At 62.4% G+C, this 13,868-nt stretch carries 12 protein-coding genes; 3 read left to right on the forward strand and 9 right to left on the reverse strand.

Annotated features, from left to right (window positions below; translation table 11 throughout):
* Positions 1-235 precede the first annotated feature (235 nt).
* Entirely contained in the window at positions 236-502 is a 267-nt protein-coding gene (locus ACH49N_RS27730) for a hypothetical protein (RefSeq protein WP_159928212.1), read from the forward strand.
* Between the two features lie 182 nt (positions 503-684).
* On the opposite strand, the gene ACH49N_RS27735 is transcribed toward ACH49N_RS27730, so the two are convergent.
* The 6 genes from ACH49N_RS27735 to ACH49N_RS27760 form a co-directional block, all read right to left on the reverse strand.
* Positions 685-1,263 carry a hypothetical protein gene (locus ACH49N_RS27735; RefSeq protein WP_358275792.1) on the reverse strand — a complete coding sequence of 193 codons (579 nt, stop codon included), beginning with the start codon at positions 1,261-1,263 and terminating at the stop codon, positions 685-687.
* 421 nt (positions 1,264-1,684) lie between these two features.
* Complete coding sequence (locus ACH49N_RS27740; protein WP_358275794.1) at positions 1,685-2,881, reverse strand: DUF2637 domain-containing protein; 1,197 nt, start codon at positions 2,879-2,881, stop codon at positions 1,685-1,687.
* Between the two features lie 204 nt (positions 2,882-3,085).
* Complete coding sequence (locus ACH49N_RS27745; RefSeq protein WP_358275796.1) at positions 3,086-3,526, reverse strand: hypothetical protein; 441 nt, start codon at positions 3,524-3,526, stop codon at positions 3,086-3,088.
* Positions 3,526-4,314, reverse strand: a complete 789-nt coding sequence (locus ACH49N_RS27750; protein WP_159928218.1) for a ParA family protein — start codon at positions 4,312-4,314, stop codon at positions 3,526-3,528. The genes ACH49N_RS27745 and ACH49N_RS27750 overlap by 1 nt, the downstream gene beginning before the upstream one ends.
* Positions 4,315-5,202: 888 nt before the next feature.
* Positions 5,203-5,883, reverse strand: coding sequence for an MBL fold metallo-hydrolase (locus ACH49N_RS27755; protein ID WP_358275915.1), 681 nt, complete (start codon positions 5,881-5,883; stop codon positions 5,203-5,205).
* Positions 5,884-6,059: 176 nt separating this feature from the next.
* Positions 6,060-7,805, reverse strand: a complete 1,746-nt coding sequence (locus ACH49N_RS27760; RefSeq protein ID WP_358275797.1) for a winged helix-turn-helix domain-containing protein — start codon at positions 7,803-7,805, stop codon at positions 6,060-6,062.
* Between the two features lie 720 nt (positions 7,806-8,525).
* Between ACH49N_RS27760 and ACH49N_RS27765 the strand changes: the two genes are divergently transcribed.
* The gene (locus ACH49N_RS27765) at positions 8,526-9,377 is read left to right on the forward strand and encodes an SAM-dependent methyltransferase (protein ID WP_159928222.1); all 852 of its coding nucleotides are present in this window, start codon (positions 8,526-8,528) and stop codon (positions 9,375-9,377) included.
* Here ACH49N_RS27765 and ACH49N_RS27770 read toward each other — a convergent pair.
* From ACH49N_RS27770 to ACH49N_RS27780, 3 genes are all read right to left on the reverse strand, one after another.
* Positions 9,355-10,338, reverse strand: a complete 984-nt coding sequence (locus tag ACH49N_RS27770) for a hypothetical protein (protein ID WP_358275799.1) — start codon at positions 10,336-10,338, stop codon at positions 9,355-9,357. The genes ACH49N_RS27765 and ACH49N_RS27770 overlap by 23 nt on opposite strands.
* A 571-nt stretch (positions 10,339-10,909) precedes the next feature.
* Complete coding sequence (locus tag ACH49N_RS27775) at positions 10,910-11,344, reverse strand: hypothetical protein (protein ID WP_358275800.1); 435 nt, start codon at positions 11,342-11,344, stop codon at positions 10,910-10,912.
* Between the two features lie 6 nt (positions 11,345-11,350).
* Positions 11,351-12,061: a helix-turn-helix domain-containing protein gene (locus ACH49N_RS27780; protein ID WP_159928230.1), complete on the reverse strand. Its 711-nt coding sequence runs from the start codon at positions 12,059-12,061 to the stop codon at positions 11,351-11,353.
* Between the two features lie 388 nt (positions 12,062-12,449).
* Here ACH49N_RS27780 and ACH49N_RS27785 point away from each other — a divergent pair, with 388 nt between their 5' ends.
* Entirely contained in the window at positions 12,450-13,790 is a 1,341-nt protein-coding gene (locus tag ACH49N_RS27785; RefSeq protein WP_397504805.1) for a hypothetical protein, read from the forward strand.
* Positions 13,791-13,868 lie beyond the last annotated feature (78 nt).

The raw sequence follows: 13,868 nt of genomic DNA on the forward strand, positions 1-13,868 counted from the left end.
CGGGTACCCATGCGAAGATGTCCCCGTTCCGATTGTTTCCCGGGGCAGTGAATCAACGATCCGACAGGAGTCTGAAATTGGGTGCGTGGGTCAATATCGACTGTCCCGAAACCGGATGCAGTTATCGCACAACCTTCCGGCTGGGGATGGGCGAAGAAGACGACCCTGACGCCTACGACGAGCGGGTTCACGTACTCGGTGGCGAGCACCCTAATCATCCGGAAAGCTAGGGACAGTGACCACAGACCACTACACGCCGAGTGGCGACTATCAGTCGATCAGAAGCGCCGCCGCCGCGCGCATCGCCGACTATGCGCGCGAAGCCACCATGACTCCGTTTGACCCCCAACAACTCGGCATGCACGCCCGTGTCCTGAAAAAAAGCTTGGACGCTCACACCGCCGCGACCGAGTCCGTCGGGTCCGACTGCCTTAAGTGCAACCAACCGTGGCCGTGCCGCGACATTCGTCTGATTTTCGTACCGCCGAACATCCTTAACTAACACACGACGCTCGTCGGAGCAGGCGACGCACACGCTGGTCGCCCGCTCCGGGCGTGCATTGGCCACTTTACGCAGGCTGCAAGTCGGCCTCGGTGTCGAACGGCTGCGGCAGGACAGCACGGAGGAGCCCTCGTCTTCGGCAGCGGCGACGAACGACTTCCATCGCGGGGGACTGGTCAAGTTCAGCGGCTACGGGCCGTGAGTTCGACCCGTTGGCGGAGCGAGCCATCTGCGTGCGGAACCCATGCCCCAACAGGCACCCACCGCCGCTTTCTGAGGGCTGTTCGAGCGGCGATGACCGCCGGCAGATCATCGGACACAGCGCCTATTACCCAGCTATCGAGTAGATCGCCGTCACTTGTACGGACCTCGACGTCATGCGACTCTGATCCGTCCTGAAGGATCGCGACCGGGCGTTTGAGGCGATCGTGTTGGGCGATTGCGTGAAGCTCGCACACGTACAGGATGGTGGGCAGTCCAGGGATACCGGCTAACAGCGCGGACAACAGCAGCAGCAGGTCCGAACCAGTGGTCGAGATTAGAGCCTGGGCGACGACGTAGAGGGCAGATATCGAAGCCATTCCGACCACGCCCAGCGCCCAGGCGGCAGAGCGCGGAAGCCGATGACCGCTGCGGTGGTCGGCGAGCATCACCGTGGACGCGACAACCGACACGCTCAACGCTGCCACGGCCGCAGTCAGACCATTAGTCTCGTCGACAGCGATTGCCACGACGAGGATTCCGGCAGAGAACGCACTCATCACCACCGCGATTTCAGCAGTAGCTACGGCGACACCAACCACTTCATCCCGGGTCCATGCACCCCGGAAGACTGACGATCGCTCGCGCATCGGCACTGTCCTCTCCCTCATTTCTCGGGACAGCCTATCGGGGCGCTGCCAGCCAGATTCGTGGTCCCATAGTGCCGCCCGTTGACCCGCCGCCCGCCCCACGATCCGATCAGGCACGCCTCCCAATGGTGCTGGGTTCGTTGCGCTGCACGGGGAGTGCAACGGCGACTTTCCTGTGCGGCCGCAACGTGTGGATGTTGCACCGCAACGTCGGACTCGGTGGACGTTGTTGCCGCAACGGATCTGTCGAGGGGTTGTCCTCGGACCGGTTGTCGGCGGTCAGGTCGAAAAGCGCGAACTGGTCGTCACTCCCCCAGCCTGGGGTCGGACATCACCGGGCACCGACCAGTGCGTACTGCTGACCTGTCGTTGCCGCATTGCGGCTGTCGGTTGCGTCGTCGACCTCGGGCAGCGGCGGGGTGCGGAACCCCGCCTGTACAGCGCGTTGCGCGACCTTGTCGTATCGGCGCATTGCGGTGGAAGCCGCCTTGGCGTGGGTAATCGTTGCGATTTCCGCGTAGCTGAGATTCTCGGTGATCCGGAGGCGGGCGGTTTCCTTGACTGTCGGGTCGAAGTCGTCGCAGGCGTCGATGAAGTCCAGGAGGTTCTCGATGGTCTGTTCCCCGTCGGGCAACACGTTGACCTCCGGTGACGCCTCGGAGGGCGCATTGCGGGCAACCAACCGCTCCCCCAGGTCTGCAACGGCGGCAACGCTGGGTGCATCCGCAACGAGCGGTTCGGCACCCACCGCAACAGTGGCTGGCGTGGTGTCCGTCTGGTCTTCAAGCGGCACCGACGCGTCGCCAGCTGCGGTCCCTCGCGGTGCCGGATCGCCGGCCTCAGCAACCGGCCCCGTCGCAACGTCGGATGCCGACGCAACGTCGGGCGCAACAGGGTTGGCCTGAAAGCGTCGGAACGCCTCCCATGCTTGGTGGTTCACCTCGATACCTTGCTCCTCGAGCACGTTGCTGAGTTCGTTGCGCCCCACCTCAGCCCTGACGCTTGCAGCCTGCATGAGGGCGTTGTACTCGGCGTAGGCGGTCCCGATGGACTTGATGAGAATGCCGACGCCGTGCGTGAAGGCCAGAACCAGCAGCGGCGGAATGATCGCGAGGAGAGCGGCGCCGGTCGGTGTGAGGGGGGTGTAGCCCAGGTCGATACCAGCGGCGAGTTTCCGTGCAGCGTCTTCACCGGCCCGGTGCGCGTGGTAGGCGTTGCCGTAGACGCTGATGAGGACCACGCTGACAGCCAGCGTCAGGAAGAACTTCTTCCCCGCTGCACTTCCGTTGATCTTGCTCAGCGCAACGGTCGCGATCGTTGCGCCGAGGATTGCGCCGTCGACGATGGAGGGAAAGATCCAGGTGAGGTATTGCGGGACACCGGCCTGCAATGCGAGGTCGCGTTGCACCGCAAAGGACAAAACGAATGCACCAGAGGTGATCCCCACCGCAATGGCGATCGCAACGGCGAGGGCTGCAATCAGGGATCGGAGCTGGATTCGTGCTGCTCGGAGATTAAGGTCAGTCATGATCGGGTTTTCCTTCCACGGGGTCCCGGTCGACGAGGCCCCTGCCGACCCACTCGGCAGGGGTCTCTCTTCGTTGCGGCCATTCGCTGACCGCGCTCGCGTCGCGCTGCTAAGCAATTCTTTCTGCTGGTAGGACGCATATCTGCTCGGTGCAATGCACCTTTCGCCCATATGGGCTATTTCACCCCATATGGGCTGTAGGGGTTATATGGCGATTTCGTCGGCGGGCGCGGGAAAGGGTTCGCCGTTGTTGTACTGATTTTCGAGTCTGGCGCAAAGCTGGTCGATCGCGGTGCGGATGAACACCTGCTGACTCTTGATCCCGGTACGGGGGCGAGTGTGCTCGAGGGCTGCAACCATGCGGTCCTTCAACTCTTCCTCCAGCGATAGCAGAATGTCGGTGGTCTGAGCCTTCCGCTTTCTCTCCGTTGGCTGCCTCGCCGGCGCCGGCGCCGACGCCTTGCGCTGTTGCGGCGTTGCGGTCGGCGTTGCACGCGGGGCGGTCGTTGCGGGCGTGACTGACGACGTTGCGGCTGGCTCGGGTGCAACAGGCTCTGGCGTTGCCGTCGTCTTCGCGGCGGCTTGCTTGAAAGTGTTGCGTGCACTGCGAGGTGCGGGCGGGGCAGGTTTGGGAATTGCGCTCATCAGAGGGCCACCTTCTCCAGGATTTCGATGAAGTTCTTATGGAGGTTGCGGGACCACGCCGGCTGGCTGGGATGCTCATCGAAGCCCATTCCAACGTTGGTCAATTTCGATATGTCTGCCTTCTGCGGGATCGGGTCGCCGAGGAGCGCAATCTGGTCCTCAACCGCGTAGTTCTTTAGATAGCTGACGATCTCGGCGTGATCGTTACGGCGTCCGTCGATCTTGTTGATGACGATCCCAGCTATCGGGAGGACTTTGTCCATGTACTCGGCCAGGTCTTCGAGGGCCTCGCGAATCGAATCAAGCCCGTCGACGGCATCCGATTCCGGCTGAACGACGATCAGTACGTTATCCGCGGCGTACAGGGCGCTCCGAGAGACAAGGTCAATCGCGGGACGGCAGTCGATCAGGATGTGCTCGTACTCGCCCGAGACTGGCTTGAGAGCGCGAGCGAACGACATCTCTCCCCCAGGCTTTGTGCCGAGCTGATCTGAGACAGCCTGCAATTCGGCGAACCCGGATGGCAGGACATGAATCGCTTCACGCCGCGCCACGACGATCGCGTCGCGGGCCGGTAGATCCGTCTGACGGTCGAGTACGTCGGCTAGCGAGTGTGGTGCGGGCTCGGATGTCGTGTAACCGGTGAGGTGCTTGGTTGAGTTGCCCTGCATGTCCGCGTCGACTAGCAGAACTGTGCGGCCTATCGCGGCGGCGGCGTGCGAGAGCCCATTGGCCACCGTTGTCTTTCCCACGCCGCCCTTGAGGTTCGCGATCGCAGTGATCGTCATGCCCCTCCCTTCCATTCCCATATGGGAGCTTATATAAGCTAATATTAGCTTATAGCATCGTACCTTTGGTGTCGTGCTGGTAGATAGTGGAATCGTATGCAGCCCAATATCACTTAACGGGTAATGACATGCGGTTATATAGAGAAACTTTCGCTCATATTCGCTACCTAAAGCACATCTCAAGGAAGATGATGCGAGATAAGAGCAGTTGCCAAAACATCTTTTGATCTCATAAATGGCAGGTCAGCGACATCAGGGCTGACGCAAACTGTGCTCAGCCAAGTGCGAGGTCCACGACACCAACGTGTTCCACAACGACGAGATGAACACCTAGGGCACCTACTCGGATTCGATCGAGATGACGTAGATCGACAACTAACAAGCCGAACGATCGGCAACCCCCGCACCTGGCCAGTCCGATTCCATGAGGGCGTCAATAGCCGATCGACTGCGCTACGCGCGAAGGGCACCTCCATGCCCGGCATCGTGAAGAAGCTGACCTTCACTATGCCGGCAAGAACGCCGGCCGGCGTCCGTCAGTCTCCCTCTACGGAGTCCTCGCCGTCGACAACGATGCCCGAACAGGGCCAAGCAGTCACCCGCGGCCCTTTTCCGGCCGCATTCGGTTCCACACCTAAAGCACGTTCGGGGAAGCTGGATTCCACCGACCCGTTCGAGACGCGGCGGCAAATACGGCTGGTGCCCTCATCGTTTCGACGGTGAGGGCACCAGTTCTCGGATAGGGCCGGTCATTTCCGGCTCGCCCGGATGGATGGATGGATGGACACCCCAGGAAGCCCATCGAGCTTCAGGTCTTGTAGAACCGTTGGGAGTCTATCGCGATGGAACCGCACGATTCCGGATTGTGGTTCTCACTTTGGAACTCGGCTACCAGCCTCGCTCGCGCCATTCGGCGAGGTGTGGCCGATCTACGCCGAGGGTGGTGTCGTCGCCGTGGCCGGGGTAGACGACAGTGCTCTCTGGGTATCGGTCGAAAATCTTTGTTTCCACGTCGGCGATGAGGGTGGCAAAGTTCTCGGGCTCCGCAGTCTTCCCGATACCGCCGGGGAAGAGAGAATCGCCGGTGAAGAGATGGGTTCGCCCACCGTCGGGTTCGGTAAGGGCGAGAGCGAGGGACCCGGGAGTGTGCCCGCGGAGATGAATGACCTCGAAGGTGAGAGTACCAATCGTGATCGTGTCACCGTCCACGAGAAGACGGTCTGGAGTGACGGGCAGGGCGTCGGCATCGAGTGGGTGCGCTGCAGTGAGGGTGCCGGTAGCCGCGACGACATCCTTGAGCGCCCACCAGTGGTCGATGTGCTGGTGAGTGGTGACGACCAGGCGAAGCTCGGGTGCTTCCTGCTTTACGAGCGCTGTGACGCGTTCAGGTTCGTTCGCGGCGTCGATGAGTAGCGCTTGCCCGGTCGCGGTGCACTCGATGAGGTAGACGTTGTTGTCCCCGGCCGCGACGGACATCTTGATGATGCGGCCGCCGGGGATGAGGCGCACTTGGGGGTTCGATCCAGGTGAGACGTGACCGGTGTAGGGCTGGTCGAGGGTAATAACCACGTTCAGTGGGACCTTTCTTGATCGCGGATTTGCGACGGTGGTCGCGGCCAGTGGTACATCATTCTGCTCGTGCGGGCGTACTGCGTCGGGGAGGGTACCGCGGGCGATAAGGTAGCCCGCCACCGGTGGATAGTTCGTCACAGTGACGAATTGCCTGCGATAATGTGCGATTGCAGTCACGCCACAGCACCTTCCGCCGGTGCAAGACAGCTACGGACGATGTCACGTGCGGTCCGGTAGTCGGCCCGGCCGCTGGATTTTGTGGGAAATCTTCCGTACTTGATCCTGGCTGGTCCGCCGATCGGCAGCGCGAGGGTTGTTGCGACTTCAGAGTGACGTTTGAGTCCGCGCTTCTTGCCCTTCCGCCGTCGCCACGCTAGTTCGTCGTTCCACCATTCGAACAGCTCCCGATCGATGATGTGCCGCTCCCGTCTGTTAGCTGACACGTCGGCCACGCCTAGCTCCTGCGCGGCCCCATGAAGCCGCCTCAGCACTCTGTCCGCACCCCGCGAACTCGATCCAATCAGCTGGAGACGACTGAATCGCCGTAGGGTCTTTTCCACGGTCACAGGGGAGTAGCCCGTCGCACTCGTGACCTGCTGAGTAGTCCGTGCTCCACCGAGGAGCGCCCAGTGGATACGAGCAGCGGCAGCACCGAGACCGGGCCGGGGGGACCAGAGGTCGTGTGTGTGGTGAGCCAGAACTGTAAGACCGGGTTCCGTAAGCGGGGGCGGGTTCCCTTGTGTTGCAGCTGCATCTTCCCAACCTGTCGGGGGAAGATTGAGAGTCCAGCTGGCTGCTCTGGTGCCGGCCGCAGCGGAAGTCCGCGTGACCCACCCGGTCTGAGCAAGCACACGTAGGCGCCGTGAGATCGTCGACGCCGCGAGGCCCGCCCTCTGCGCAAGACGGCGACAGTCGATGTCCAGGGTGCGAGTACGGGCTGTACGGGCGAAGGAGATCAGGGCGTAGAGGATCCGCTCGTCGCTCTCGCCACCGGGTTGAGCGAATCGCGCTGCGTGGACAGTGAGGGCCCGTTCGATCGTGTCGAGATCTTCGTCGAGCGGTTCCTGCGGGAGAGTGCGATCGGGGAGGTAGGAGAAGGTGGCGGCGCGCTGTAGGGCTCGGCCCCATTGACGGGCGACGTCGTCGCGGCCGTTGTCGCGGTCTTCCCGAAGGCGGACAAGTCCGGGCGCGGATGCGGCCGCGGTGCGGGCATCGCTGAGGGTATGGCCCGCACATGCCATCCCCAGAAAGATGCTGTGTGTGATGGCGCTTCGATCGGCACGCTTACCGGGTGCGGTGGAGAGGAGCTCCTGGGTGGCGGCAGACAGCAGACGGCGTGGGCGGTCGAGGTGAGGGTTTGTCTCCGGGTCACCGATGCGGATCGGTGTGGCGCGCACCGTCGCCGAGGTCGCGGCTGTCGGCCTCGGTATGGGTGGGGTGTGGGGGTGGCGCGCTAGAAGCCAGGTGACGACTTCCGGCGTCGTTCCGCGGCTGACGCGGTTGAGAGCCTGGTGCAGCTCGACACCGGCCAGGTGAGGGACGGACCGTCCTCCGTTGCGATGGGGTGCGCCTGGAGGCCGCACAACCCCCGAACCAGGGTTTTCCAGGGGTGATCTGTCGAAGGTGGCGTAGTGCTGTTTGAGTACGCGGGCCAGTTCGCGGACATCAGCCGAATCGGCGCCGTCCTCGCTCAGGCGGAGCCAGATATGTTGGCCGCCCGCCGGGCCGGAATGCGCTCGCAGGTAATGGACACCGAGGCTGTCGAGGTGTGCGGCGAAGCGGTCCGAATCGCTACGAGCCTGATCGGCGCCAAGACGGGCAGAGTCGAAGTCGAACGCGAGAAGCCGAAAGCGGTGGTCCACCGAGCTTGCGAGATAGATCGCCCATGGATAGTCAGGCGCCTGCTGCGGCACCACCATGCTTGCGCGGTACTCGTGTGTGCGCGATGGGTCGACCCGGACGGTCCGGCGAGGCGACCATTGATGCGCAAATGTTTGATATAGATCAGCATGCGTGTGCTCGTTAGTTGAGACACGCGCATGAATGGAAACCTCATCAGGGCATGCAGTGATACCCTGGGTGCTGTCTACCACGACAGTCCCTTCGGGGAACATTTGAAAACCGCAGAGAACCGAGCGGCCACTCGTTTCTCAGACCTCGAATACCCTCGGCTTGCCCGCCGGGGGTTTTTCGATTGTCACTTGCGGTTGAAGTTTTGAGTCGCGGGTCAGCCCCGCGTCCACCTAGCGGTTCACGCTGTCCGTGGCAAGACCTCCTGTTGGATTGGTGCAACTAAGTCCGTGAGACCAATTTCCGCAGCCAAGATGGCGGAGACATAGTCGTTTTCGGTCATATCGTGCTCACGAGCGGCCCTGTGCACTGCCGCTTTGAGCTCCACCGGCACGCGAGTAACGAGCCGTGTGCGTTCTCCCTTGCTTGGCCGTCCTATGCGGCGTGTCGATGGTTGTGCCATGCCAGACATTGTGGTGCCTAAAATCTCTTCAAGATGGACGACACGCCGTAAGCAACGCAATTCATACGATCATCACCATTGGCAACATACATGCAACATATGAGCATCATAACGGTTCCGCCATCCCCGCTCCTGTCTTCGGGCCGGCATGCGGTAGAACCGGGGCATGAGCGAAGAGATCCAAAGCGAAGGCGACATCAGCGCAACGGCAGTGGCTGTCGCGCACTTCCGTGCTCTGGAGACCGGACGTGATGACCGCCTTTTTTCCGACCCCTTAGCAGCGCATTTCGTCGATGCTTCGGGGTTGCCGATCGGGTCAATCGGTCTCAGTGACGTGACAGCGTCGCGGGTCTATCAGTCGGTCGTCACGCGTACGAAATTCCTGGACGACGCGCTGCGCGAGGCCGCTGCCTCGGGTGCGGTCAAGCAGCTAGTCGTGCTTGGCGCGGGCCTGGACACCCGCGCCCGAAGGCTCGTCCTGCCGGGGGTGGAATCGGCTTACGAGCTGGATCTCCCGCACCTCTTCAGTTTCAAGCGGCGCGCGCTCGATTCAGCGCCCACGAAGCCGATCGGCGCTGCTTTTCCGGTCATTGACGTCGCAGCTGATCTCCTCGCCGATGATTGGGGGACACATCTGGTCGCTGCGGGATTTGATGCAAAGCTGCCGACTGCATGGGTCGTAGAGGGAGTCTTCATCTACTTCACGACTGAGCAGAACGCCCAGATCATGAAACAGCTCACGCAGCTCTCCGCTTCCGGAAGTCGTCTACTGGCCGTCCATTTCGGAGTCGGTTCGCTTGAAGAGGCGCAGTCCAAGGAGATGGCGGCGCGCACTGAACAAGGAGGCTACGGCTTTAAATCCGTAGTGGCCGATCCCGGTGATTGGCTGGCCGAATGGAGTTGGGTGACCGAATCCGTATCGATAAAAGGCTTCGCTCAGGCCCTTGGCAGGGAGGTCCCGTACCTCGAACAGCCAGGGCATGAGGTTGCCTGGCTCATTGCGTCGCGATTGCCGTGACGGGTTGCTTGGGAGCTAGATCCGAGGCATCTGCGAGCTCTACCTGGAGATGGAATGCGGCGGTCGGTGTTCTCGCGGCCGCCCAGCAAGCCCAGCGGGTGTATTTCAGCTCGTGTGAGCGGTCCAAGACAACTACTGGGGTGTTTGCCCGTGCTGTGAGCCAGTCGCGGCCGTATTTGCGCAAGAGGCGGTAGCGCTGGAGTCGCTGGGGCAGTGGGGCGCCGGCGTAGATGCCGGCGGCCAATGCCGCGAATGCCAGCGCCGCGAGCACAAGTACCAGCGATATGGCCTTGGCGTTATGCGAGTATGCGTTGTCGATCCCCGAATACTGCAAGAACAGGTCGACCCCCTTGTGAGAGCAGTAGAGAATCCCGACCGCTGCTGCGCAGAACAATGCGCCCAGGGCGCGGGCCAGTAGTCCTCTACGTACGAGGAACAGGGATACCGCACAGTGGTAGGCGGTCACACCACACGATGTGAGAATCGGTAGAAGGAACGCCAACCAGTACAACAGCACCGAGCCGGTGACGGGAAAATCGCTGGTCATGTAGGAGGTGGGCTGGTCGGCCATCGGCGAATACAGAAAGGCGATGGTCATCACGCCGACGATGAGGCCGGCCTGGAGCATCTGCAGCCGTGCCGAGAATTGCACGCCGCCTGTGATGTAGGCAGCGATACCCATTAAGGGAATGGCAATCAACGCCGCCCACGTCATACCAACCAGAGACATGATGTTGGCGACGCCTGTGAAGTCGCGGAGTCGTGGATTGATGATGTCGTCCGTGATCACGGGTACCCGACAGAGTTTGGCGAACCCGAGGCACAGGAGGAGCTGAGTCACAGGATTGGACAGTCCCGCCAGAGGGCCACGAGTTCGAGTTGCGGCACCATCGACGACAATCCGGTAGGAAGCGACGGCGAGCACCGCTAGCGAGATCACGGCAGTGATAAGGATCGTCATTGGTCCCATCCGAAGGCACGCGCAGCACGTTCGAGCATCCGACGATGCCGAGGTGATGCATCCTCTGGTACCAGAGGCGCAGTCAACTCCGACCCCTTCTCCAGGAGAATCCGACTGAACCATTCGGCTTGCCGCTCGACCGGCTCTTGGTATTGGGATCTCATCAGGCACAGAGGAGTCGAGAATCGCGTGATCATCTCTCGCGGCAGACGACAGTTGAGACGCGAATTGTATCGCGCGACGGCCTCACGGCTGAGACGACCATGGCTGAGTACGATGTGGCCCAGCTCATGACAGATGATTGCGTTGCGTTGCATTCCCGTTGCCCCAGCACGGTAAAAGACGAGGTCACGGTCTTCGCGTGGAACCCACAGTCCCGACACTTCCCCGCTCAGCTTCGGCTTGCGCTGGAGTGGAGCAATGACGATAGGCCGACCACGTTGCAGGCTCAGTTCCGCGATGAGCCGGTCGAGTGACCACGGCCGCTGCATAGGCATCCTGGCGACCGCACGTTCGGCGATCTCTTTATCTTCGTCCTCGCCAGCAAGTTCGTTCACGATTCCCTCGTCGTCTACTTGGTTGTTCGGCGGCCATCTTCGGCGGCCTCGATCTCGCCAAGTAGCTCGTGGAGTTCGTCTCGCGCTTCCGGACTGAGATCCTCGGTAGACGAACGGAAGCCCCCGACTAGGACCGTCTTCGTGTCACGCTGCACTAGCAAGGTCTCGAGATTGTTGAAGTACTCGACGTACTGCGCCGGTTCATCGGAAAGGTAGACGGGTTCATCCCAGCCGAGCGCTTCCGCGATAGCGATTGCCACTGCGGGATCAGGTAAGCGGTGCCCGATGCGAATGTCTTCGACCTCGTCGGCGGTCAACGCCATGCCGGTACGTCGCGACACTTCTGCGGCAATATCTGCGTACGGTGCCGGGGAGTCCGCGCTCTTGCACCACAGGACGAACAACAGATCGAGGCGTTGAAACAACGGGATTTCACGATATTTGCTCATGGTTTTTCAGCTCTTTCTTGCTTGTAGTACTCGCTGCTTGGCATTCCAGCGCTGATGGAACGCGTCGCGGGTGACCTCGTCGAGGTCTTGTTCCTTGCCTGCGAGCCAACGGCGGTAGAGCTGTTCCTCTGCTACCTCGGGGTCAGCGCTCTGCACTGAGCTGGAGAGGTGCTCACGGTAGGCCATTTCGACAGCTGGAGTAAGCACGCGACCTGGCCCTCCAGCGCGTTCGAGAACCTCTGTCGCGTAGGCGGCACTGAGTTTTCGGATGATGCTAGCCAGTTCGTCGGCGGCCTTCTCGGCGGTCGGCAAACAGGATGCTGGCAGATCCTGGCGGGTAAGGACGTCGTAGACGACATCGGACGTGGTCAGCAGTCCTCGTACGAGTTCGACGGAAATCTCAAGCTTGCTGAAATTGAGCGGATTTGCCGGCGCAGAGAGTTCTGAGTTCTCTGCTGACTCGGTATCGAGTGGATCAGGTTCGCCACCCGCCAGTGTTCGGGCCGCGCTACCGGGGGCCCACCTCAGCCCCTCGTCTAACCGCCGCAGGGTCCGAGCCCTTGGCGGGGCCGTTTTCGAGGTCGGATTCTCGATTCGCGCCAGGGTCGTGTCGGCGGGACCGCCAGCTGCGTGTACCTGGTCCCGAGTCAGACCCAACCACCTTCTCCGTGCAGCGACGACAGCGCCGAATTTCTCGAGCTCACGGTGGTTGGGCATGCATTCACAGTAAATGCGGACCCGGCCCCAGAAGGAACCACCCGCCGAAGAAGCCATTCGACACCCGTATGATGCCTATATGATGCTTGTAAATATACCAAACGTTGCTTCTGTGGGGTAACTTGACGCAGGGGTTGTCCCTATCGACACAGCCCTGCGGCCCTATTTCCACTGCGAGACCGGCTCGACCCCGCGTCGTTATCACGTACAAGCGGCGGCACGTTAATGAGAAGGAGATCGACTGATGGCGGATCACGATGTGGCTCCGGAGCCTGTCTGCCTGGGGTCTGTAGCAGCTCGTCCCTCGAGATGGGCAGGGCCGTAGTACCCGTCCTCGTTCTCCTAGCAGCCCAATGGTGGTTGCACCACCGAAAGAGAAGGAAACAAGATGACGCATAACAGATATGGCGGCCGCCACCGTCACCGCATGGAGCGAGTGACGGTCGCGGGAACTATTCCGGTGGTTATCGCTTTGACGTTGGGCGGCGTTGCTCAGGCAGAACCGGACGCTCAGCCGGGTGTGTCGGTGGAGCAGGCTCAGCCTGGTGTGAGTAGTGAGCAGTCGCAGCCGGGTGTGTCGACACCCGCACCGGCATCGGCTCCGGCGCCGCAGCGCGAGTATCTGGCCGGGTATCAGCCCTCTCCGGAGGTTGCAGCTTCTCCGGGCCGGTCTTACGAGGATTTCCAGAACGGGAATCAGTATGTCGAGGCACCGATCTACACGGAGCCGACGTATCCGCAGGCCTACTACGAGCCTGCTCCCTATCAGGAGCAGTACTACGGGAATCCGGGTGCACAGTGGACTGAACCACCGGCCGCGCCCGAAGCGGCCCCGGCTGCGCCACCGGTTCCGATGGTGAAGCGGAAGGTCATCGCTCCGGTCGATGCACCCGAGGGGTACATCTTCACCGGTGCCGGGTTGATCCAGCAGCCGCGGTGGATGCCGGACGCGGACCGGGATCGGATCACGAACACGATCGCCGCCGTGCAGGCCGACGCGGGTAACGCCCTGATCAACGCTGGTGTCGACGCACCGCAGGCCGATCGGGTCACCGGCGGTGCGATCGGCGGCGGGTTACTCGGTGCGGGTATCGGACTCGCCGCTTTGGGCGGGCCCGCCGCGGTTGTCGGAGCGGGCGGCGGTGCGCTGATGGGTGCCGGTATCGGTGCCGCTGTGACCGCCCCGACCGGCGGTTGGGGTGTGGGTGCGGGTGCGGCGATCGGCGCTGGTGTGGGCGCGGCCGTGATAGGGCTGCCCGCGGCCGCGGTCGGTGCCGGGGTGGGTGGTGCCGCGGGCGCTTTGGTCGGTGCCACGGTCTTCGGTGGCCAGGACCTCACGATCGAGGAACCGGCACCGGCGGTCCCTGCCGTCGAGGCAGCTCCGGCCGCACCTGCTCCGCTGTGGATACCACCGGTGATCGATACCAGCGCTGTCACCGCACAGACGGTGGCGGTGGTCGAGCAGGTTGAACAGTTCCCCGCTGGTGCAGAGGTTGTCGAGCAGGCACGCGATTTCACGGAAACGGCGCCGGCGTACGTCGAGCAGGCAGCACCGCAGGTGAACTCGACGCTCACGCAGGTGCGTGGCGCGGCGCTGGCACAGCAGGGCGGCGGCCAGGTCGTCGCCGCGGCGGACCAGGCCGGTGCGAACGCGGCGGCCGCGGCCGCACCAGTGATCGAGCAAGCATCAGCGTTCGCCGGCGCCGTGGTCGCCGGCCTGAACGCCTGATCACAGCAGTAGGAACCGGCACCCCGCTTCGGGCGTGCCCGGGTGACCGGAATCCGACGACGAACACCGAACAGGAGA

The sequence above is a fragment of the Rhodococcus sp. NPDC019647 genome (genome assembly GCF_044389235.1).
Lineage (GTDB): Bacteria > Actinomycetota > Actinomycetes > Mycobacteriales > Mycobacteriaceae > Rhodococcus_F > Rhodococcus_F oxybenzonivorans.

Coding starts and splice junctions, on each gene's coding strand:
- ACH49N_RS27735 (WP_358275792.1), bottom strand. CDS start 1,263: ATGAGTGCGTTCTCTGCCGGAATCCTCGTCGTGGCAATCGCTGTCGAC.
- ACH49N_RS27740 (WP_358275794.1), bottom strand. CDS start 2,881: ATGACTGACCTTAATCTCCGAGCAGCACGAATCCAGCTCCGATCCCTG.
- ACH49N_RS27745 (WP_358275796.1), bottom strand. CDS start 3,526: ATGAGCGCAATTCCCAAACCTGCCCCGCCCGCACCTCGCAGTGCACGC.
- ACH49N_RS27750 (WP_159928218.1), bottom strand. CDS start 4,314: ATGACGATCACTGCGATCGCGAACCTCAAGGGCGGCGTGGGAAAGACA.
- ACH49N_RS27760 (WP_358275797.1), bottom strand. CDS start 7,805: ATGGTGGTGCCGCAGCAGGCGCCTGACTATCCATGGGCGATCTATCTC.
- ACH49N_RS27765 (WP_159928222.1), top strand. CDS start 8,526: ATGAGCGAAGAGATCCAAAGCGAAGGCGACATCAGCGCAACGGCAGTG.
- ACH49N_RS27770 (WP_358275799.1), bottom strand. CDS start 10,338: ATGACGATCCTTATCACTGCCGTGATCTCGCTAGCGGTGCTCGCCGTC.
- ACH49N_RS27775 (WP_358275800.1), bottom strand. CDS start 11,344: ATGAGCAAATATCGTGAAATCCCGTTGTTTCAACGCCTCGATCTGTTG.
- ACH49N_RS27780 (WP_159928230.1), bottom strand. CDS start 12,061: ATGCCCAACCACCGTGAGCTCGAGAAATTCGGCGCTGTCGTCGCTGCA.
- ACH49N_RS27785 (WP_397504805.1), top strand. CDS start 12,450: ATGACGCATAACAGATATGGCGGCCGCCACCGTCACCGCATGGAGCGA.